This window comes from Pseudoalteromonas sp. MM1, from assembly GCF_030296835.1.
Classification (GTDB): domain Bacteria; phylum Pseudomonadota; class Gammaproteobacteria; order Enterobacterales; family Alteromonadaceae; genus Pseudoalteromonas.
The window spans coordinates 481,885-505,474 of the sequence record NZ_AP027922.1 but is presented as its reverse complement, the minus strand read 5'-3'; the positions used below and the strand labels follow the sequence as shown (position 1 = coordinate 505,474).

Here is a 23,590-nt window from a genome sequence, read left to right as displayed (position 1 = left end):
TAAGGTACTTATGAAACATTTAATTCCGGTATTAACCACCTTACTTTGTGTGAGTTTTTGTTCTCAAGCAAGCACAACAGCTGCAGGAAAAACTATTTTGGCCAGAGGCGCAGTACTTGCTACTGATGCCGAGTCCACACAACAGCGAGCACTTAAGCGACGCGATGTAGTCTATGGTGTTGACAAAATAACAACGGGTGAAAAAAGTAAAGCTCAGTTTTCTATGGCTGATGGTGGTTTAATTGCACTAAAAGAAAACTCTGAATTAAATATAGCCAATTATGAATTTGATAAAGCCACTCAACAAGGTTCTGCATCAATAGAATTAATTAAAGGGGGGCTGCGCTCAATTTCGGGTGTGATTAAAAAGAACGGCGGTTCATATAATGTAAAAACACCTGTAGGCTCAATTGGTATTCGTGGTACTCATTTTGAGCTGCAACTTGTAGGGGCTGATATGTACGTTGCAGTTTGGGATGGCGCTATAGATTTAACATTAGAAAACCAACAAGTTGTTTCTCTTGGAAGCAATGAACCTTTTTCGTTTGCGCAGGTGACTGCTTTGGGTGATGTAATTAAGACAACTCAAGCTCCAGCTGTATTTGCTCAGCAAATAGTCTCTATTGACAGTAATAACCTAGCAGAATCTGAGCCCGCGCAAGTTTCATCAACCCCTCCCCCTTTAGAAAATAACACCGCTGCCGATATATCTATTGCTGATGTATACGCTGAGCAGCAATTTCAAGCTGTTAGCGATGCGTCATTAGTTGATCAGATAGCTCAGCGCCAAGGTATTTTTAATTACCAGGCAACTAGCTTTGATGTGTCTTCGAGCCTAGGAGAAGTTAGTGATTTTTCTATGTCTATGTCGGTAGATTTTGATAACGGCACCGTTCCCGATGGTGAAATTAGTTTTAATGATGCTGGCGGAAATTGGTATGCAGCTTACAGCGGTTTAATTGATTTAACCAAACTTGATTTAGCCGTTACATTTGCTTCTCATAATAATAATAGAGCAACGGGCCAAATTGATGCAGTGTTTTTAAATGACATTGATACCATTACAGGTGACTTTAGCCTGAGTGAAATTAATAACCCCGCCGTAAATGCCAACGGTGACTTTAGATTAGAGCCTTAAGTAACCTAAGCTCTAGATAATAATTTACTTAGCCTGAGTAAATTGATTATAAAGCGTTTTATTGGAGTATGTAGAATGACAGCAAAGAACCTTTTTTTGCTTGGTTCGATGGTTTTTTTGCTTAGTGCGTGTGGAGGCTCTGAAGAGGCCTCTCAACAAGCCTCAGAACAACTTCCTGTAGAACTAGTTACACCACCCTCTTCTGCTTCGCCAATAAACCTTACAGGTGTAACGGGTAACTCCATTGTTACTAAAACACAAGTGTCGGGGGCTGTGGCCTCTAGCAGAGGAGTTGTAGGCACAACGGTTGCAAACTCTCAGGCTACAATTACTCTTTCGCAAACTAATGAAGTTATACAGGGTAATATCACATTTTTACTTAGCGTTTCTGATCCCGATGGTATTAACGCAGTAAATTTAGTACTTCCGAGCGTAAATAAAAGCTTAGCGCTATGCACACAAACATGTGGAACAAATTTTGAGCAGTCTGTTATTGGGTTAAACCCTTACTTTTATGGCGTTGATCCTGGTGACCTACGATTAGAGATATGGATTACCGATAGCCTTAACAATCAGGTACTTGCTGACGCAGTAACTGTTAATTGGCAACCCTATCAAATAGTAGGCGCGACTGCACAGCGAGACGGCCAAACGATTAATTTAGCATGGCAAGAAAACGAAAACTTAAACCGCTACAATATTTACTTAGCAACCGAAGCTGGCATTACCACCAGCAATATAAATACGCTAGAAAATGGCCAACAGTTTTTAAGTGTATCTGGCTCTAGTTTTAGTGCGGACAACCTTCTAGCAGATAAAAGCTATCAAGTTTTAATAACTGGTGTAGATGGCAGTGGCGAAAGTGGCTTTGCAGAATTAATTAACGTAGCACCGCAAGGAGGAGAGTTAAACTTTGCGCCAAAAGCGATTAACGATCAATTTTTAGCTAATGAAGATCAAACCTTGCAAGGCAATGTTTTAACTAACGACACTGATGAGTACCAAGGAACTCTTTATTTAAACACAACTCCTTTAGTTCTCCCTCAGCATGGCAGTATTTCACTCAGCGAAAGTGGTGATTTTACTTATACGCCACGATCTAACTTTAACGGCATTGATGCATTTAGTTACCAAGTAATTAACGAGCTTGGGATGACAGATACCGGTATTGTAGAAATAACGATTAATGCTGTAAACGATGCTCCTATAGCCCTTGATAACACTTACAAAATAAGCGCTGACGGCACGTTATTAATTGGCGCGCCCGGCTTATTAAATAACGACAGCGATATAGACCAAGATCTACTTACTCTAGATACAACGCCTGTTAGCCTACCGAGTAAAGGTACTCTTACACTTGTTGCTGATGGCAGCTTTGAATATGAAGGTAGCGCAAATATGCAAGGCGCGGATAGTTTTCAATACCGTATTTTTGATGCTCAAGGTGCTGAGGCTATTGCAAGTGTTACAATTAATGCATTGGATCAAAATAGCTCGCCTACTGCTGCAAACGATAGCTATACTGTGGATGAAGATACCACACTTATAGTTGATTCAAGCCAAGGTTTACTTGCTAACGACACAGACCCTAATAACGATACTTTCACCATTGATGATACTTATAGTGTTTCACCTACTCATGGGCAATTACAATTAGCTACCGATGGTAGCTTTGCATATATTCCTGATGCTAACTACTACGGTATTGATGAATTTCAATACCAAGTGATCGACACTTTAGGTGCCACAGCAACGGCAACAGTAACACTTACAATAAATAGCAAGCCCGATAACCCTACTGCCCAAAATGATGAATACCAATTTCAGTACAATCAAACACTGGTTATTTCAGCTGAAAATGGCTTGCTTAAAAACGATGTAAACATAGAGACTGGTAATCTTAGCGTTAATACAACGCCTGTAGTTGACGTGCAAAGCGGAGTTTTAACACTCAACGCTGATGGGTCGTTTTCTTATCAACCCAGTACAGATGCATTAGATGTTGATAGTTTTACCTATTCGGTATCGAATGTTCAAGGATTAACATCAACAGCACAAGTTGTTTTAAGTAAAACAGGCTCAAATTCCCCCGCTGAAGCTAATGACGATGAATATACCTTATTAGAAGACAGCCCAGCTACTTCACTAAACGTATTAGAAAACGATACCGATGCCAACGGCGATACAATTACCCTTACTAATGTTACAAATACAATAGGCATTGCACGCATTGTAAACAATAAAATTGAGTATACGCCTGAGCCCAATTACTTTGGTGAAGTAACTTTAAACTATACAATTTCTGATCGTTTTACTGATGACTCGCCGGCTCAAAGCAGCGCAACAGCTACCCTTATTATTATACCGGTTAATGATGCCCCCGTTGCGGTGGCTGATAGCGCCACCATGCAAGAAGATGCACCGCCAATTTTAGTAGATGTAATCGCCAACGATACTGATATAGACGGTGATAACTTAACTATAACAAGTGTTGGTACCGAATTTGGCTCAGCTAGTATTATTGATAACAAAATTCAGTACAGCTCTACACCTAACACTCATGGTGTGGCAATTGTATCGTATAGTGTATCCGATAATAACGGCGCAGAAGCAACGGCTAATTTACACGTAACCATTTCGCCAGTTAATGATGCACCAATAGCCAATGCCGATAGCATTACTATTACAGAAGATGCTACTGCTACCTTAATAAATGTATTAAGTAACGACACCGATATAGATGGCGACATCTTAACTCTTAGCTCTGCTAACAGTGATATTGGTAGTGTCTCAATTGTAAATTCTCAAATTCAATACACTCCCGCAGAAAACGATAATGGCACTGCAACAGTTAGCTATACAATAACCGATGGTACGCAAAGTGCTTCGGGGATACTCACAATAGCAATTACCCCCGTTAACGATGCGCCGGTAGCAAATCCTGATACCGCAACCATTTTAGAAGATGCTGCATCAACGAGTATTAACGTGCTTGGTAACGACACCGATGTAGACAACGATCCCCTTGCTATTAGTACAGCAAGTGCAAGCACCGGCTCAGTATCGGTGTCTGGCAGTAACCTAGTTTACACACCTGAGGAAAACTTTAACGGTCAAGCCGTTATAAATTACACGCTAACTGACGGCACAACTACCGCCGTAGGTGTGCTTACAGTAACTGTAACAGCAGTCAACGATGCACCGATTGCCAACCCAGATACAGCCACTATTTTAGAAGATGCCACAGCAACAAGTATAAATGTGCTGAGTAACGATACAGATGCAGAAAACGACACACTTTCTATTAGTGCTGTAACTGCCACATCGGGTACAGTGACAAGCGCTAGTAGTAATGTAATTTACACGCCTGAGGCCAATTTTGATGGTCAAGCCACGGTAAATTACACCCTAAGTGATGGCACCGATTCAGCAGATGGCGTATTAACTATTACCGTAACACCAGTCAACGATGCACCGGTTGCCAACCCAGATACAGCCACTGTTTTAGAAGATGCCACAACAACAAACATTAACGTATTAAGTAATGATACAGACCCTGAAAATGACTCGATTTTTATTAGCGGCGCAAATACAAATACGGGTAGTGTTTCAGTAGCTGGTAGCAACCTTGCTTATACTCCTGAAGCCAACTTTAACGGCCAAGCAATTGTAAATTATACCCTTAGCGATGGTACCGATACAGCTTCTGGGATACTTAATATTACGGTTACACCAGTAAACGATGCGCCTGTAGCAAATGCCGACACAGCCACAATAGATGAAGACACCTCTACGACTGTAAATGTAGTTGCTAATGATTCTGACACAGAGGGCGACTCACTCACCATCACCACGGTTTCTGCTGACTCTGGAAGCGCAACCATTGTGGCGAATCAAATACAATATGTACCGCAAGCTGACTATAACGGCACTGCAGTTGTGACCTATACAATTAGTGACGGTGAGGCGGCTACATCCACTACGCTCAATATCACAATTAATTCAGTGAACGATGCGCCGGTAGCAAACCCTGATACCGCAACCATTTTAGAAGATGCTGCGCCAACGAGTATTAACGTGCTTGGTAACGACACCGATGTAGACAGCGATCCCCTTGCTATTAGTACAGCAAGTGCAAACACCGGCTCAGTATCGGTGTCTGGCAGTAACCTAGTTTACACACCTGAGGAAAACTTTAACGGTCAAGCCACGATAAATTACACCCTAAGTGATGGCACCGATACAGCAAATGGCGTATTAACTATTACCGTAACGCCAGTCAACGATGCACCGATTGCCAACCCAGATACAGCCACTATTTTAGAAGATGCCGCAGCAACAAATATAAATGTGTTAAGTAACGACACTGATGAAGAGAACGATACTCTCACTATAAGTGCTGTAACTGCCACATCGGGCACAGTGACAAGCGCTGGTAGTAATGTAATTTACACGCCTGAGGCCAATTTTAATGGTCAAGCCACGGTAAATTACACCCTAAGTGATGGCACCGACACAGCAGATGGCGTATTAACAATTACGGTAACACCAGTCAACGATGCACCGATTGCCAATCCAGATACAGCCACTATTTTAGAAGATGCCGCAGCAACAAATATAAATGTGTTAAGTAACGACACTGATGAAGAGAACGATACTCTCACTATAAGTGCTGTAACTGCTACATCGGGCACCGTGACAAGCTCTGCAGGTGATGTGATTTATACACCAGAAGCCGACTTTAACGGCCAAGCAGTTATAAATTACACCCTAAGTGATGGCACCGATACAGCAAATGGCGTATTAACTATTACAGTAACACCAGTCAACGATGCGCCGGTTGCCAACCCTGATACTGCTACTATTTTAGAAGATGCCGCAGCAACAAGTATAAATGTGCTGAGTAACGATACAGATGCAGAAAACGACACACTTTCTATTACTTCCTTAAATGCTGATACAGGCTCAGTTTCTAGCTCTGGCAACAACGTTGTTTACACGCCTGAAGCTGATTTTTATGGTCAAGTAATTGTAAGTTATATCCTAAGCGACGGCACTGACACTGCTGCGGGGACATTGACCGTTAATATAACCCCTGTAAATGATGCACCTGTAGCGCAACCTGATACAGCAACAATTAATGAAGATGCCCCAGAAACAACGATTGACGTTATAAGTAACGACACAGATGCAGATGCAACCGATACCCTAGCTATAACAGCCGTTACAGCGGATATTGGTGCAGCGAGCGTTGAAAATAATGAAATTAAATATACCCCCGCCTTAAATAACGAAAGCACAGCAACACTCACCTACACATTAAGTGATGGTACTGATGAGGTGCAAGGGAATTTAACCATTACCATTGTACCAATTAACGATGCTCCAACGGCAGTAAACCAAACCTTTGCTATTGGTGAAAATGCCACAGATGGAGAAACAATTGGTACTGTAACAGCGTCTGATATTGAAAATGATACCCTCACTTTTAGCCTAAGCGGAGGCGAAACTTCATTATTTATTATTGATAGCAATAGCGGGTTGTTAACCGTAAATGGCAACAATGCGTTTAATTTTGAAACAGCTACACAGCACGCCGTTAATATAGATATTACCGATAATGGCTCTCCAAATGAAACGACCACAATAACCATTAATGTAAATATTACAGATGAAGAAGACCCATTAATTCCTGTGGAAGATGATACATTTGGACGAGCGCTTAGCGAACAGTTAGATCTTTCGAGCGTTTTTTCAAATGGTGAATTTAACGATAGCATTGAGCTTAACACTAACCTTTATTTTGTGGGTTACAATAACAACACAGATACAGATATTATTGTGGCCTCTTTCACTAATACTGGCGATATAAATACAGCGTTTAATGGTAATGGCTTTAAAACTATAGATTTTGGTGAAGACGAAAAAGGCACCGCTATAATCTCTGGCAATGGTGAGCTGTTTATAGGTTATTCAAGCTTTAATGGCTCAGAAACCGAAGCATGTTTATTAAAAATGAGTACTACAGGTATTATTAGTACTAACTCAGGTGATGGTAACTCCGGTACTAAATGTACAACACTTGCTAGTGAATCTGTAATAAATGACCTTGAGTTTACCGACAATAAAATACAAGGCGTTGGTTACTCGGTAAATGGCTCAGACAAAGACAGTTTATTCCTAAAATTTGATGTATCAACCCTCGCTCATGAATCGGGAAGCCCTGGTATAGTGGATGTAAGTGGCCAAAACCTTGATGATGAATCGCATGCGATTAAAAACTTTGGTAACTCTAATTTACTTGTAGTGGGCAGCAGCATAGGTGAAAAAGGTGATTTAGATGCAACCATCAGATACCTTATTCCTGATGGCAACAATAATGGAAGCTTTAACTCTGGCGATGCGCTTATATTCGATTTATCGGACGAAGAAGGTGACGATGAGCTACTTGCAGTTGGCGGAATAGACGCAGCTAACTTTAATGCCTTTTTAGGGGGATATATTACTCGCTCTTCAGGTGAGAAAGAGGCTGTCATGATCTCAATTGATAACAATGGCAATATTGATGAAAGTATAGGGAATGAAGGAATTGCCATATATAACATTGATGAAAATTCGGGTACTGGTGACGGCAGTGCGTTAGTTACTGGTGTGCAATACGACCCTATGAGTAATCAAATAATCCTCTCAGGTACTACAGGTGTTGAAGCCTCTGATGACACTCAAAATGAGCAACTATTTTCAGCGCGAATCTCTCTATCTGATGGCGCGCTTGACACAAGCTACGGCAGTGCAGGCATAAACATCCTCTCTAACGTTATCAGTCATCAATCTGCTAATGCATCAACTATTGATGAAAATGGCATGGTGTGGCTATCAGGCAGATTTAACGATTCATCTAATGAGCCTTTTGTAACATCAATAAGGAGTGATGCGAGTTTAAATACCGACTTTTCAATTGATGGCTTTACAAGCAAAAATGATTTGACTGTTAGCTCTAACGATCTCTCTATGAATGCATTACAACTACAAAGCGGCGAGCAAGCGAATAAGTACTTAAGTGCCTCCGTTGCCCAACTTAATACTAATAATAAACTAGTGCTCACTCGCTATACCAGTGCAGGCATTATTGATAGCAGCTTTAGCCTTGATGGTAGTAAAGCCCTAAATATTAATGTTGCGTTTAAAAGCATTACATTAAAAGAGCTTAGCGATGGCAGTATTATTATTGCTGGAACACTCATAAACGGTTTAAACGAAGAAGGCTTTGTAGCAAAAGTAGACCAAGACGGTTACCTAGATGAAAACTTTGCAACCGATGGTATTTATACAACTGGAGGTATTTTGAATACCAGTATTAACTTTGCAAATGTAGCGGTAGATAGCAGTGGCTATATTGTTGCTGTAGGCTCTTCAACTAATGCTTTAAGTGTTACGCGTTCTTTTGCAATGATGTTAAAAAACGATGGTAAATTAGAAAATAGTTTTGCTACCAGTGGTTATTATTATGGCAATATAAATGCGTATTTTGAAACACTCTATATAGATGAAAATAAAGATATTTATATTGCAGGTAAGCAAGTATCTGGCAGTGACTCGCAATTAATAATGCTAAAAATAGACGATGATGCTAACGAGATATTTACCTATACCGACAGCCGCTCTTCAGCAAATATTAGCAATAGAGCAGCAAAAATACTTGTCGATAGTGCGGCAAACCTCTATTTGGTTGGTAATGAAGGCACTACGCCAAACCAAGTGGTGATCATTAAGTTACAACCCGATGGTAGCGAAGATACAAGCTTTGCCACTAGTGGGGTGGGGCAATATCAATTAGCATCAAGTTCTGATATTAAAGTTACCGATGCGGCGATTGATACTACAGGTAATATAATTTTATCAGGCATGAGTGATTCTAAAGGTTTGATTGCACGCATATTAGCTAATGGCACTATCGACACCTTATTTGGAGAAAATACGCTTGGTTACTATCAGGCCAATCAATGCGATGGCACACATCAGTTTACATCAATGCTTTTACAAACAGATACCCAAGTGGTACTTAGCAGTACATGCTTTGAAAATGCCTCTAATAATGTCAGCCTATCTAAGTTTAACTTTTACCCTGATGGAGTTAAGCCCTAAATTATGAAAGTTAAATTTTATGGCGTAAGAGGCTCAATGCCATCTCCGGGTGCACATACCCACCTATTTGGTGGTAATACTTCATGTGTGTATGTTGAGCAAACAAATGGCACAAGCCTGATACTCGACTCAGGAACAGGCATTGCACAGTTAGGTGAAAAGCTCATAAAGCACACGACCCCTATTGCAATTTTACTAACGCATAATCACTGGGATCATATTCAAGGCTTTCCTTTTTTTAAGCCTATTTACCAAGCCGATCGTGATATAACCGTTGTTGTAGGTGATGTTGAAGACGAGCAAAGTAAAAATGCTATATTAATGCAAATGTCTGGCTCGTTTTTCCCGGTTAGCTACCAAAACTTACCAGCAAACATAACACTAAATACCCAGCTTGCTACTCAAAAAAACTTTACTCTAAATAATTTTAACGTATTTACCGCGCCGTTAAATCATCCAGGCGGAGGTACAGCGTATTGTGTACATGCTGAAGGCAAAAAAATTGCTTACATAACAGATAACGAATTGGCCCCTCCCGGTGTTGTTAAAACCACAGTTACCCAGTGGGCTGAGTTTATTAAAGATGCTGACTTATTAATTCATGATGCACAGTTTACGACCGAAGAGCTCCAGCTTAAGCACGGTTGGGGGCATAGTACATTTAAGCAAGTAGCTGAATTAGCAATGCTAGCATGTATTAAAAATTTAGCGATTATAAGCCACGACCCAACAAGAACCGATGACGAGTTACTCGCAATAGAAACACATTTACAAGCAAATTATGGCGAGCATATTAATATTGAATGTGCCAGAGAAGGCCGAACATTTGAGTTTGCGCCAAGTAAGGATTAATTGTTATTTCTCGCGTTTATATTCCTAAAATTTATCGCCACCTATTTGTAGGCTTAGCGATTACGCTGTTTATAGCTGCTGTAGAATTATTTTCTAGTGGTACATTAGCCAAGCTGCTCAATAGGGTCGAAGGTATTATTTACGACTCTAGGCTATTGCTAACTTTACCCGATACACCCCGACAGCTCGACGAAGCCGTTGTTATTATCGACATAGATGAAAAAACGATGCAAGAGCAAGGACGTTTCCCGTGGAGCCGGGAAAAAATGGCAGATCTGGTAAATAAACTCACAGAGGCTGGAGTTGTAGTTATTGCGTTTGATATATTTTTTTCTGAGCCAGAAACAAACCCTATTAGCCAAATTCAAGCTAGAGCCCCAGACTTACTAAAAATACACAAATTAGCGTTAAATGATATTAAACATCAGGTAGATGCCGATACCACCTTTGCTCAAGCGCTCAATAGCAACGATACCGTATTAGGTTTTTTATTAAACAACGATACCTACAAACAGCAAAACCCATTGCCAAAAACAAGCGTAGTATTACCACAAAGCGAGCAAGGCAACTTACAAGTAACCCCTTTTTTAGGTGCTACAGTTAATATACCTATGCTACAAAGTAGTGCTACGGGTAACGGATTTATAAATGCCCACAGTGAAAACGATGGGTTTATTCGCAAAGCGGCACTGGTTAATAGAATAGGTGATAAACTCTACCCTTCTTTGGCACTTGAGGCGGCACGTTTATATACCTTGGCGGACAATATCGAAACACGCGCGAATACCCAAGACGACATGACTTTTTTTGAAGGAGTTAAATTTCATGAGCACTGGATACAAACTGATGAGTACGGCCAAATTTTTATCCCGTATAAAGGCCGCGCTAAGAGTTTTCAATATTACTCTGCAACAGATGTATTAACTAAAAAAGTTGCCGAGCAACAATTAGAAGGCAGCGTAGCATTTGTTGGAACCTCCGCAATTGGTTTAGCTGATTTAAGAGCTACACCTGTGGGTTTACAATACCCTGGGGTAGAAGTGCATGCCAATATTTTTGAAGGGCTCCTCCATCCAGAAATTTTACCTACTCAACCTTCATGGGCTTTAGGTGCCACATTATTGATTATTACCTTTGTGGGCTGTTGCTTATCGGTTTTAAGTTATCGTAAAAGTGCCCGCTATATTGTCACGCTTTCAGTGAGTGTGGCAGGATTGGTTATATTACTTAATTTTTATTTATGGTCAGTACAAAAAATTAGCCTCCCGCTATTTATGCCGCTGTTACTTATATCTATTTTAGCGGCCTACTTTGTTTTTATTGGCTCTATAGCAGAAATGAAACACAGCAAAAAAATTAAATCGATGTTTAATCAGTATGTTCCACCTGATCACATTGAGCAGTTAATTCGCCAACGTAAACAGCTTACTCAGCAAAGTATAAAACGAAATATGACCGTATTATTTGCTGATATTAGAAGTTTTACTGCGCTGTCGGAGGGGATGAGCGCAAACCAATTAAGTGATTATTTAAATCAGTACTTGTCGGCAACTACAAAAGTTATTTTTGACCACAATGGTACAATAGATAAATACGTAGGCGATATGATTATGGCCTTTTGGAATGCCCCGCTTGAAGATAGCGAGCACGCTAAACATAGTGTTGAGGCGGCAATGGCAATGGTAGCTGGCCTTACAAGCCTTAATAAAGCATTTGCTGCACAGCAGCTCCCTCCCATTAACATTGGTGTGGGCATAAGCACCGGTGACATGTATGTAGGCGATATGGGTTCTGTATACAGAAAAGCCTATACAGTACTTGGAGATGCGGTTAATTTAGGCTCAAGAGTAGAAAGCTTGACCAAATTTTACGGGATAGCTATTCTGGTTACTGGCGAGACAATGAATGCTTGTCCGCATATTGCATTTCGCTTGATTGATAAAGTACAAGTAGTTGGTAAAGAAAAAGCGACTGAACTTTACGAACCAATAGGCTTTACAGCTGAGCTGAATGAAACCCAACTACTTGAAATAAAAAAGTCGTTCACTGCTATGCAGCATTACAGTAATAAAAATTGGTCACTCGCGCTATCGCTATTTGAAGAGTTGAGTGAAACGGCCTTATTGAGTGATCACATTTACCACATTTTTATTGACCGAATTAAAAATACCGATTTGCAAACTTTAGCACAGGATTGGAATGGCGCCTTTATCCACAAAACAAAGTAGTAATAACATGTCTGAGTACATTAAAGATAGAACGAATCTTCATCACTTTATTGATATTAGTATTAGGCTAACAACAGAAAAGGATGCAAGTAAACTTCTTGAAGAAATTCTCCAAGTCGTTATGTCTATTTCTAACTCTGACGCAGGGACTATTTACTCTATTACAGATGACAAGCAGCTAAAGTTTGAAACCGTTATTAATAAATCTTTAGACCTCTATTTAGGGGGAGCTTCAGGGAACCCCGTTGACTTTCCTAATATCGATTTGTTTATAGATGGAAAAGAAAACGAAACTGCGATTGTCGCTCATGCAGTTAACTCTGGAGAAATTATTAATATTCCAGATGTATACTCAGCCCTGCCCTTTGATATGAGCGCTGCGCGTAATATGGATGCGCGTACGGGATATCGTACCCAATCTATGTTAACAATACCGCTAAAAGATCATACCGATGATATTATTGGTGTGATTCAGCTTATCAACGTGAAAGATCAACACGGCAATATCATCACTTATAGTGATGAACTCGTCACACTAATACGCTCATTCGCTTCGTTAGGCGCTATATCACTAACAAACTCAACCCTTATTAAAGGAATGGAAGAGCTATTTTCTAAATTTGTCGAAACCATTGCTATGGCCATCGACGAAAAGTCGCCACATACTGGCGGACACTGCAAGCGAGTCCCTGCACTTACTTTAATGCTTGCTGATGCTGTTCATAATATTGACCGTGGTCCATTGGCTAACTTTTTAATGAGTGATGCAGATCGCCATGAGCTAGATATTGCAGGCTGGCTTCATGATTGCGGCAAAATAGCCACACCTGATCACATAATGGAAAAGTCGACCAAGCTAGAAACTATTTTTGATCGTATTGAACACATTGATGCTAAATTTGAAGTCATTAAACGTGATTTAGAAATAAGCTATCAAAAACAAATTATCTCTGCGATGAAGCTCAATAGGCCCATTGAAGTTTTACAATTTGAACGCCTACTCGATACCGAATTAAAACAGCTGTCTTTAGACCGTGCATTTTTGCAAAGAGTTAATGTGGGTGGTGAATTTTTATCAGATGAGGACTTTGCCAATATAGACCGCATTGCATCCCACTATCACTTAACGATTAACAGTAAAGATATCCCCTTACTAAACGCAGATGAAGTAGAGAACTTACAAATACGTAAAGGTACGCTAACACTTGGCGAGCGCGACGTAATGAAGCGCCATATGGATGTAACTAAAAATATATTAGATACGCTGCCATTCCCTAAGCATTTAAGTAATGTGTCTGAATATGCACTTGGGCATCATGAAAAATTGGATGGTACAGGCTATCCGCAAGGATTAACAAAAGAACAAATGTCGGTACCTGCAAGGTTGATGGCTATTGCTGATATATTTGAAGCGCTTTCTGCCGTAGATAGGCCTTACAAAAAAGCAAAACCGGTAAGTGAATGTTTAACAATTTTAGGGCGTATGGTTGAAGATAATCACCTAGATGCTGACATTTTTGCCGTATTTGTAGAATCTGAAGTGTATAAAAATTATATTAAAGAGTATGCGATTGCCGAGCAATTAGACTTTGTTGACCTAGCAAAACTACCTGGGTATTCACCTATAAAATAACCCTGCTTCACTTTCTCAAGCTATAAAAAATGCCACCTTGCGGTGGCATTTACACACGGGTTATTTCTACAAGTAGAAATTCTTTTTATTTTTGATTACTTTTAAACAAAAATTATGCCGTAAATGTAGCACTAAGGCCTATATCTAGCAATAAAAAGGTAACTTGTAGTTATAAACCTATACCAATTCCGCAATAATATTTAATCATTTTATGGGGCTAAACGTGCCGCTACCGGCGTTAAAAAATGCTCATTTACGACTGCATGGATGCACAAGGTAGAGCAATGCAGGAGCAATTGCCGAGGACAACTAAATAGCGAATTTTTTGCCAAGCTATCAACACGTTTTTCCATCCCCAAATTGAGCACTTAATTAAGCAAATTGGTATTAGTAACCTAAGCCGTGCTGGATAAACCAATTTTCATGGTTTATGGTGTCATCGTTTTTAAACTTTGATACACACGTATTTTTCTTCAAGGTATTCATCAAGCCCTTGATGGCCGCCTTCTCGGCCTAAGCCAGATTGCTTAACTCCACCAAACGGTGCCACAGGGTTAGATATAACCCCTTCGTTAACACCAACCATGCCAAACTCAAGCCCTTCGCTAATACGATAAATCTGCTTGATATTTTGACTGTAAAAATAAGCCGCTAAGCCGTATGGAACATCGTTAGCAAGGGCAAGTACTTCGCTTTCTTCATCAAAAGGAATAACCGTTAATACCGGGCCAAATACTTCTTCGTGGTATATATCCATTTCGGTCGTTACGTTAGTAATAATAAGCGGGTTTTGAAAGCTACCGCCTAAGTCGCTGTTATCCCCTATTAGGTCTGCGCCTTTATCAAGTGCATCTTGCACAAGCTGCTGCACTTTTTCTTTCGCTTTTGGGTAAATCAGGGGGCCAATGTCTACGTCCTCTTCAAACCCATTGGCTACTTTTAATGCGGCTACTTTAGGCGTAATTTTACTAAGCACTTCATCTAAAATACTGCGCTGTATAAAAATGCGGTTTGCGGCTACACATGCTTGGCCACTGTTTCTAAACTTAGCCGCCATGAGGCCGTCGATTGCTTCGTCTATATCGGCATTATCAAAAATAATAAAGGGGGCGTTTCCGCCAAGTTCCATGGAGGTACGTTTAATCGTACCCGCACACTGAGAAAGTAACTGCTTACCTACGCCTGTTGAACCTGTAAAAGTAAATTTGCGCACCACCTCTGAGTCTGTTAGCATTTTACCTACTGTTTTTGCATCTTGCGAAACCAGCACGTTAAAAGCACCTTTAACAAAGCCTGCTTGATCGGCAAGGTATGCCAATGCCAAAGCACATAAAGGTGTATATTCAGAAGGTTTTAGCACAAAGCTACAGCCAGCTGCGTATGCTGGTGCCACTTTACGCGTCACCATCGCAACCGGAAAGTTCCAAGGAGTTATGCCAGCCACAACGCCTACAGGTTGTTTAAAGCTCGTTAATCTATGAGTGTCGTCGGTTGGGGGGATCACATCGCCGTAACTGCGTTTAGCTTCTTCTGCAAACCATTTTATAAACCCAGCGCCATAGTCTATTTCACCTAATGATTCTTTAAGTGGTTTACCTTGCTCTTTGGTCATTAGCTCTGCAAGGGTTTGCTTGTGTTTTATTACTAAATCATACCAGCGCATCAGTGTGTCACTTCGCTCAGTGGCGTTGGTTGATTTTAATTTAACAAACGCACCTTGTGCTGCCTTTATTGCGCTATTAACGCCTTGCTCGTCTATATCACTTACTTCTACAATACTTTTTTCGGTCGCAGGATCGTCAACGCTAAAACGCTGGCTTGTAGAATAAAAATCACCGTCGATAAACGAATCAGAAAAAACCAAATCAGACATAGAACCTCCTAGTAAAAGCTATCAGCTATCAGCTATCAGCTATCAGCTATCAGCTATCAGCTATCAGCTATCAGCTATCAGCTATCAGCTATCAGCTATCAGCTATCAAAAGCTTAAAAAAATCGAGAAATGAATGTAAAGCTACCTCAGTTTATTAACACAAATAACTAAACCTTCATCTTGAGCAGCTAAAAACTAACGGCTGAAAGCTGAAAGCGCTAAAACAAAAAACCGCTGTAGAGACCAAGCAACTACAGCGGTTTTTACGAAATCAAAGCCGTTTAGAATTAATGCTCTTCATTAACGATATTGAGATTGTACTTTGGTATTTCAACCACTAAGTCTTCATCTCTAATAACTGCTTGGCATCCTAAGCGTGACTCTGACTCTAAGCCCCATGCTTTATCTAGCATGTCGTCTTCTAGCTCATCGCTTTCATCTAATGAGTCAAAGCCTTCGCGGATCACTAAATGGCATGTAGTACATGCACACGATTTTTCACATGCATGTGGAATGCTAATGCCATTTTTAAGGGCCACATCAAGGACGGTTTCGCCCGCTGGCGCTTCAAGTGCTGCACCGTCAGGACATAATTCCGGATGGGGAAGAAAAATAATTTGTGGCATTCTAACCTCTTTAAACGTTGTCTACTGACTGCCCTGTTAGGGCTTTTTTAATTGATGCATCCATTCTGCGTGAGGCAAAATCGCTGCTAGCGTTATCTACTTTTTCAATTGCGGCTTTAATATCACTTGGCTGAGTGGCTGTTTCGCGCACTTTAGCAAGCTCGCTTATTTCAGCTTTTAAATTAGCAAGTTGAATATCATCGAGCAAATCACCATCGCTGGCAAGTGATGCTTCAAGTGCTTCTATAACACGCAGCGCTTCTACTTGTTGCTCTTTAAGCATACGCGCTTGCATGTCGTCTTTAGCGTTGCTCATTGACTCTTTTAGCATGTTAGCGACTTGGTCATCAGATAAGCCAAATGATGGTTTAACTTGGATCTCAGCTTGCACGCCTGTTGATTTTTCCATAGCTGATACACTTAGCAAGCCATCGGCATCCACTTTAAAAGTAACACGAATATGTGCAGCACCTGCTGCCATTGCCGGTATGCCTTTTAAACTAAATTTAGCCAATGAGCGGCAGTCGTCAACCAGTTCACGCTCACCTTGTAACACGTGTAAAGACATGGCCGTTTGACCATCTTTAAACGTAGTAAACTCTTGAGCACGAGCAACAGGAATAGTGGTATTACGCGGAATTATTTTTTCAACTAATCCACCCATGGTTTCAAGCCCAAGCGACAGTGGCAATACATCAAGTAATAACATATCTGAATCTGGCTTGTTACCCACTAATACATCGGCTTGTAATGCAGCACCTAATGCAACAACACGATCGGGGTCAATCGAGGTAAGTGGCTCTTTTTCAAAAAAGCTTTCAACTTGGCTGCGAACCAATGGCATGCGTGTAGAACCACCCACCATTACAACTTGCAGCACTTCTTCGTTTTCGATGCCTGCATCTTTTACAGCACGACGACATGAGCGAAGCGTTTTTTTAACCAGTGGCATAGCCAGCTCGTCAAAGGTTTCGCGCGTTACTTCTACGGTGTGTTTTTGCTCGTCAAATTCAAGCACTACATTTACTTTTGCATACTGACTAAGCGCTTCTTTACAGGCTTTTGCTTTATTGATAAATAAGCGCAGCACTGAAGGAGACAAGCTCGTTACTTGAGTCTGTTTTTTAAAGTAATCAACGAGTAATGAGTCAAAGTCATCGCCGCCTAGGCTTGAATCGCCACCCGTTGCCATAACCTCAAATACACCTTGATGTAAGCGCAGTATTGAAATATCAAAGGTGCCGCCGCCTAAATCATAAACAGCAATAATGCCTTCTTGGCCTGAATCTAACCCATAAGCGACTGCTGCAGCGGTTGGCTCGTTTAATAAGCGCAATACGTTAATACCTGCAAGCTCTGCTGCATCTTTAGTGCTTTGGCGCTGTGCGTCATCAAAGTAAGCCGGTACGGTAATGACAGCACCTAAAATTTCTTGATTACCAAAGCTTTGCTCAGCACGTGCTTTGAGCGCAGCTAAAATATGGCTAGACGCTTTAACCGGGCTGATTTTACCCGCTTGGGTTTGAATAGCTAGCGAGCCGTTGTCTTCACAAAATTGGTAAGGCAACTGGCCATAGCTTTGTTCGATTTCAGCTTGGGTTTTACCCAAAAAACGCTTAACCGAAATTAGGGTATTTGCAGGGTCTTGTGTAGCCGCTTGCGCAGCTTCGCTGCCTACTGTTATACCACCGGCCTGATAACGCACCACCGATGGCAACATGGCTGCACCAAGCTCATCTGTTAGTGTACGGGCTTCGCCACTTTGTACCGTTGCAACCAATGAATTTGTGGTGCCTAGGTCAATCCCTATAGCTAATTTGTGTTCATGTGGTGCCGCGCTCTGCCCCGGCTCAGCAATTTGCAATAATGCCATAATGCTCTTTTAACTCGTGTTGCTCGCTTTACAGCAAGTAGTTAATCGTCAAATAAACTGTCTTCAATGCGCTCAAGTTCGTCTTTTAGTTTATATACAAACTTTAATTTGCGAATGTTATCAGCAGCTTGTTGATATTGCGCCTCATCGTTACTTGCTAGTTGCTCGGCAAGTTCATTACTGTACTGGGCTTTTAATTGTTTTATCTGTGATTCGAAGTTAGCAATAGCCGTCTCTGGATCACTTGCTGATGCGAGTTCTTCAAGTTCCTCGCGAAGCTCCATTTGCTGCATTAAAAACATTGGATCTTGCAGTGTTTGTTGCTCTGCGCGTATATCAACACCTAACTCACTTAGCATATATTCAGCCCGTTTAACTGGGTGCTTAAGTGTTTGTAAGGCATCGTTAATTTCAGCAGTGCTTTGTACAGCCATTAACTTATCGCGGCTACTCGCATTGGCGTGGCGATCTGGATGTACGGCACGTTGTAACTCAAGATAGTGCTTATTAATTGTGGCCATGTCGATATTGTAATCAACCGGTATCGCAAATAACTCAAAATAACGCATAACTTAACCAATATAATTCACAAATAATAAAGCCCTACAATTACTGGCAGGGCTTATAAATACTACAAAGGTAGTTGAGCTTAAACGGTAAAGCTTTCGCCACAACCACACTCGTCGGCTTGATTTGGGTTATTAAATTTAAACCCTTCATTTAAACCTTCTTTTGTGTAGTCAAGCTCTGTGCCGTCAATGTAAACCAAACTTTTAGCGTCAACAATTAAGGTAACGCCTTTAGCTTTAAAGGTTTCATCATCTTCGTTTAGCTCATCAACAAACTCAAGTACATAAGCAAGACCTGAACAGCCCGTCGTTTTAATGCCAACGCGCAGGCCTAAACCTTTACCGCGGTTTGCTAAAAATGATTGTACGCGGTTTGCTGCCGCATCTGTCAATGTCACTGCCATGAGTTTCTCTTACTTCGCTTGTTTGCTTTTGTAATCAGCAATTGCTGCTTGAATTGCGTCTTCGGCTAAAATTGAACAGTGAATTTTCACTGGTGGCAATTCAAGCTCGGCACTGATATCAGTGTTTTTAATAGTTGCTGCTTCGTCTAGCGTTTTGCCTTTAACCCACTCTGTTACAAGTGACGATGAAGCAATTGCACTACCACAACCGTATGTTTTAAATTTTGCATCTTCAATAACGCCTTCAGACGATACTTTAATTTGCAATTTCATTACGTCACCACATGCTGGTGCGCCAACCATACCCGTTGCCACTGACGGATCATTTTTGTCTAAAACACCCACGTTACGTGGATTTTCTACGTGGTCGATTACTTTATCACTATAAGCCATAATTCTATCCTCATTACCTGCTACGGTAGATGCTCACACGTATTAGTGGTGAGCCCATTCAACTGAATCTAAATCAATACCTTCTTGATGCATTTCCCATAAAGGAGACATCTCGCGTAGGCGACCGATAGAGTTTTTAATTAATTCAACGGTATAATCAATTTCTTCTTCGGTAGTAAAACGGCCAATGCTAAAACGAATCGAGCTATGTGCTAGTTCATCGTTACGGCCAAGTGCACGCAATACATATGAAGGCTCTAAGCTTGCTGATGTACATGCAGAGCCAGACGATACAGCTATGTCTTTTACTGCCATAAGCAGCGACTCACCCTCAACAAAGTTAAAGCTGATATTTACAATACCTGGTACTGATTGGTCTTGTGCGCCGTTAAAGTATACTTCGTCCATATCAGCCATAATGCCGTCAATTAGGCGTTTACGTAATGCGCTGATGTGTGCGTGATCTTTTTCAAAATCTTGCTTAGCAATTCTAAATGCTGCACCCATACCTACTAGTTGATGCGTTGCAAGTGTACCTGAACGCATACCACGTTCATGGCCACCACCGTGCATTTGCGCTTCTAGGCGAGCACGTGGTTTACGACGCACGTAAAGCGCACCAACGCCTTTAGGGCCGTATACTTTGTGGCCAGAGAACGACATAAAATCAACTTTAAGCTGTTGTACGTCAATTAATACTTTACCTGCACTTTGTGCTGCATCTACGTGGAACATAATTTTACGTTCACGACACATTTCACCAATTGTGTTGATATCTTGAATTACACCTAGCTCGTTATTAACGTGCATAATGCTTACAAGCACAGTGTCTTCACGCATAGTTTCTTCAAGCTTTTTAAGATCTAGTAGGCCGTTTTCTTCAACGTCCATGTAGGTTACTTCAAAGCCTTGGCGCTCTAATTCACGACATGTATCGATTACTGCTTTATGCTCAGTTTTAGCGGTAATAACGTGCTTACCTTTCTTTTTGTAAAACTGTGCTGCACCTTTAATTGCAAGGTTATTTGATTCTGTTGCACCCGATGTGAAAACAATCTCACGCGGGTCAGCATTGATTAAATCGGCAATGTCTGTACGCGCTTGGTCAACTACTTCTTCAGCTTGCCAACCAAAACGGTGCGAACGTGACGCAGGATTACCAAAATTACCGTCCATTGTCAGGCATTGCATCATTTCTTTTGCAACACGCTCATCAACAGGCGTGGTCGCTGCGTAATCTAAATAAATCGGTAACTTCATTTCTCTCTCCGCTGTAGGTCAACTTTATAGTTGACAGCTTACTTGAATGTTTTCCAACTGCTTAATTGCATTATTGATGCTGTTATCTTGGCGAGATGCGATTTCTTTCACATCTGATTTTTCCACCAATTCAGCTAAGGTAATATTATTTAAAAACTCTTCGATGCGTGCGCTTAAATCAGACCATAAATTGTGAGTTAAACAACGCATACCACTTTGACACCCGGTATCGGCTCCTTGGCAACGTGTTGCATCTACCGATTCGTCTACGGCGCTAATTACATCGCCAACAGAGATAACTGCGGCTTCTCGACCTAGTAAATAACCACCACCAGGACCACGAACCGAGCTTACTAAGCCATTTTTACGTAAACGGGCAAACAATTGCTCAAGGTAAGACAAAGAAATTTCTTGTCTTTGTGAAATATCAGCAAGGGCTACAGGACCTACACTCGCATGTAGTGCAACATCCAGCATAGCTGTTACGGCATATCTGCCTTTTGATGTTAACTTCATAACGCCCCCCGCACAAAAGAGTGCAAATTTTAATTACCAGAGTAAAATAGTCAAGTATTATCACTTGATAAAAATTTGATTAAAGAACGCTGTTCTATTAACAAATTTTTAATACTTGACCTTTTTGGTCAAGTATTAGGTGTATTGTAATTACCTGAGTGTTTTAGTCAAGTATTAGCTCGTTATTTACCCGCAGGTTTTTATAACCAATCGCTATACCTTACTTAGGAATAGATTTATTAATTGAGGTAAGAATACCGCGCAGTATGTTTAGCTCTGCCTCTTCTGGGCGCGCTCGGTTAAACAAACGACGTAACTTAGTCATCACTAAACCTGGATGCTGCTTAATAATAAAACCAGTGTTATCAAGCGTCTGCTCTAAATGCTCGTAAAATAACTCTGTTTGTTTTGAGCTTGGGTAAGCAGTTTCATCGTCTGCTTGCTCTGCCTTTGGTTGTTGATTTAAAAACGCCATACGCGTTTCGTAGCTTAACGTTTGCACGGCCATCGCTAAATTAAGCGAGCTATATTCAGGATTTGCAGGAATGCAAACATGGTAGTTACACAGTTGTAGCTCTTCGTTAGTCAATCCGCTATTTTCACGTCCAAATACGAGCGCTACTGGGCCATTTACTGCCTCAGCAACTAGCTTTTCACCACATTCACGTGGCTCAACCATAGGCCAAGAAAGGGTGCGCGAGCGCGCACTAGTACCAATTGTTAATGCACAATCGGCAATGGCATCTGCCACAGTGTCAACAATAACCGCATTCCCTAACACGTCAGTTGCACCAGCTGCTAAGGCACTTGCATGGCTGTCTACTTCACAAGCTGGGTCCACTAAATACAGTTTTGATAAACCCATGGTTTTCATGGCGCGAGCCGCCGAACCAATGTTGCCAGAGTGTGAGGTATTTACTAAAACGATGCGAATATCATCTAAGATCATTGCTATGCTACTTAACTATGCCAAAAAATTGCGCGAATTCTAACATAAAAGCGCGCTAAGATCCTAGATCCTTGTCGCTGCAAGCAAAGCGTGACATATGCTGGATAGACATAACAATAACTTACAAATAACCTGCAACCATTCACTGACATAAAATACAACCATACAATGACATAGTGAAATAAAGTTATAACGCCAAAAACAAAAAAACCAGCCCGGATATAAGACTGGTTTTTTTCAATTACTACTCACTGCCTTTTCGGCAGAATTACATTAACTTAAACATCGAATCGATTGTTTTTATCTTCAGCTGCCTATACGGCAGGTCACAACCAGACAGTCATTTTTTAGATAATAAAGATATTCTCAGCTGCCTATACGGCAGGTCACCATAAAATAGCTAAGCTTATTTATATAATTCATATAATTAAAAAGCAAATTCAATTTTACCCATATTTTTATATGCTTACTCAGAGAGTTTTAGTATCAATGACTTATGATAACGTTATAAATAAAGGTTAATTTCTATCTATTGAGGGTGATAAATCAGGAACCGTGCCTTTAAACTTTTCATTTGAGGCAAGCCCATAATTACTAAAGTATGGCTCAGCTTGGCAGTCGACATCTTGCTTTTGAATATGCAGAATATAATCCTCTTGTGAGCTCTTACTAGTCATAGCCACTCTATGGAAAATATCAATCTCTCGGGGAGCTTCGATCTTTTTAGGATTAAAATCTTCACCTCTTGCTAACGCTCTTTTTTGCAGGCGCTTTAATCTTCTTCTACTTTCACCTGTGAAAATTTTTGCTACCGCCTGATTACGTATAAAACGTACTTCTTCGCAGCTGTCAGGTACAGCTAAAACTTGGCTTACTTTAAAAAAGCCACAATCTTGCATGTCCACAAAATATGCCTGATCTTTAAGGGTATTTAAAATCTCCTTGTCCGTGTAAACAAAAGCAATTTCATTACCAATTGATGAGTCCGACCATGCAGGAAACGTAACCCCCATTCCTTCAATATTATGCTTCAAAATAAACCCATGCATAATAGAAATACAACGGCCAGTAAGCAGCGCTAGATTAGCTTGTTTTGGTAAAAAGTGGACTGTGAAGTAATACCTTTGCATA

At 40.8% G+C, this 23,590-nt stretch carries 15 protein-coding genes; 5 read left to right on the top strand and 10 right to left on the bottom strand.

The features are described 5' to 3' along the window. Positions 1 to 10: 10 nt before the first annotated feature. The 5 genes from QUE46_RS02165 (at position 11) to QUE46_RS02145 (ending at position 13,996) form a co-directional block, all read left to right on the top strand. On the top strand, positions 11 to 1,138 hold the full coding sequence (locus tag QUE46_RS02165; protein WP_286246030.1) for a FecR family protein: 1,128 nt from the start codon (positions 11 to 13) through the stop codon (positions 1,136 to 1,138). Positions 1,139 to 1,213: 75 nt separating this feature from the next. Then, positions 1,214 to 9,283, top strand: a complete 8,070-nt coding sequence (locus QUE46_RS02160) for an Ig-like domain-containing protein (protein WP_286246029.1) — start codon at positions 1,214 to 1,216, stop codon at positions 9,281 to 9,283. A 3-nt stretch (positions 9,284 to 9,286) separates the two neighbouring features. Then, positions 9,287 to 10,135 (top strand): MBL fold metallo-hydrolase, encoded by an 849-nt coding sequence (locus QUE46_RS02155; protein WP_286246028.1) that lies wholly within the window; start codon positions 9,287 to 9,289, stop codon positions 10,133 to 10,135. Further along, entirely contained in the window at positions 10,135 to 12,363 is a 2,229-nt protein-coding gene (locus QUE46_RS02150; RefSeq protein WP_308447160.1) for an adenylate/guanylate cyclase domain-containing protein, read from the top strand. The genes QUE46_RS02155 and QUE46_RS02150 overlap by 1 nt, the downstream gene beginning before the upstream one ends. Positions 12,364 to 12,370: 7 nt before the next feature. After that, positions 12,371 to 13,996 (top strand): HD domain-containing phosphohydrolase, encoded by a 1,626-nt coding sequence (locus QUE46_RS02145; protein ID WP_374761389.1) that lies wholly within the window; start codon positions 12,371 to 12,373, stop codon positions 13,994 to 13,996. 445 nt (positions 13,997 to 14,441) lie between these two features. Here QUE46_RS02145 and QUE46_RS02140 read toward each other — a convergent pair whose 3' ends face one another. From QUE46_RS02140 to cas6f, 10 genes are all read right to left on the bottom strand, one after another. After that, entirely contained in the window at positions 14,442 to 15,869 is a 1,428-nt protein-coding gene (locus QUE46_RS02140) for an NAD-dependent succinate-semialdehyde dehydrogenase (protein WP_286246026.1), read from the bottom strand. 287 nt (positions 15,870 to 16,156) lie between these two features. After that, the gene (gene fdx, locus QUE46_RS02135; RefSeq protein ID WP_004585776.1) at positions 16,157 to 16,495 is read right to left on the bottom strand and encodes an ISC system 2Fe-2S type ferredoxin; all 339 of its coding nucleotides are present in this window, start codon (positions 16,493 to 16,495) and stop codon (positions 16,157 to 16,159) included. Between the two features lie 10 nt (positions 16,496 to 16,505). Beyond that, on the bottom strand, positions 16,506 to 18,368 hold the full coding sequence (gene hscA, locus QUE46_RS02130; RefSeq protein ID WP_286246025.1) for a Fe-S protein assembly chaperone HscA: 1,863 nt from the start codon (positions 18,366 to 18,368) through the stop codon (positions 16,506 to 16,508). A gap of 41 nt (positions 18,369 to 18,409) precedes the next feature. Further along, the gene (gene hscB / locus QUE46_RS02125) at positions 18,410 to 18,937 is read right to left on the bottom strand and encodes a co-chaperone HscB (RefSeq protein WP_286246024.1); all 528 of its coding nucleotides are present in this window, start codon (positions 18,935 to 18,937) and stop codon (positions 18,410 to 18,412) included. Positions 18,938 to 19,017: 80 nt separating this feature from the next. Beyond that, positions 19,018 to 19,341 carry an iron-sulfur cluster assembly protein IscA gene (gene iscA / locus QUE46_RS02120; RefSeq protein ID WP_004585773.1) on the bottom strand — a complete coding sequence of 108 codons (324 nt, stop codon included), beginning with the start codon at positions 19,339 to 19,341 and terminating at the stop codon, positions 19,018 to 19,020. 9 nt (positions 19,342 to 19,350) lie between these two features. Then, a complete protein-coding gene (gene iscU / locus QUE46_RS02115; RefSeq protein ID WP_055016627.1) occupies positions 19,351 to 19,734 on the bottom strand; it encodes a Fe-S cluster assembly scaffold IscU in 384 nt (127 codons plus the stop codon). 42 nt (positions 19,735 to 19,776) lie between these two features. Next, positions 19,777 to 20,994 (bottom strand): IscS subfamily cysteine desulfurase, encoded by a 1,218-nt coding sequence (locus QUE46_RS02110; protein WP_286246023.1) that lies wholly within the window; start codon positions 20,992 to 20,994, stop codon positions 19,777 to 19,779. 24 nt (positions 20,995 to 21,018) lie between these two features. After that, on the bottom strand, positions 21,019 to 21,510 hold the full coding sequence (iscR, locus tag QUE46_RS02105; protein ID WP_004585770.1) for a Fe-S cluster assembly transcriptional regulator IscR: 492 nt from the start codon (positions 21,508 to 21,510) through the stop codon (positions 21,019 to 21,021). Positions 21,511 to 21,730: 220 nt separating this feature from the next. Beyond that, positions 21,731 to 22,459 (bottom strand): tRNA (cytosine(32)/uridine(32)-2'-O)-methyltransferase TrmJ, encoded by a 729-nt coding sequence (gene trmJ, locus QUE46_RS02100; RefSeq protein WP_138541307.1) that lies wholly within the window; start codon positions 22,457 to 22,459, stop codon positions 21,731 to 21,733. A gap of 518 nt (positions 22,460 to 22,977) precedes the next feature. Beyond that, on the bottom strand, positions 22,978 to 23,589 hold the full coding sequence (cas6f, locus tag QUE46_RS02095) for a type I-F CRISPR-associated endoribonuclease Cas6/Csy4 (protein ID WP_029772129.1): 612 nt from the start codon (positions 23,587 to 23,589) through the stop codon (positions 22,978 to 22,980). Between the last annotated feature and the right edge of the window lies 1 nt (position 23,590).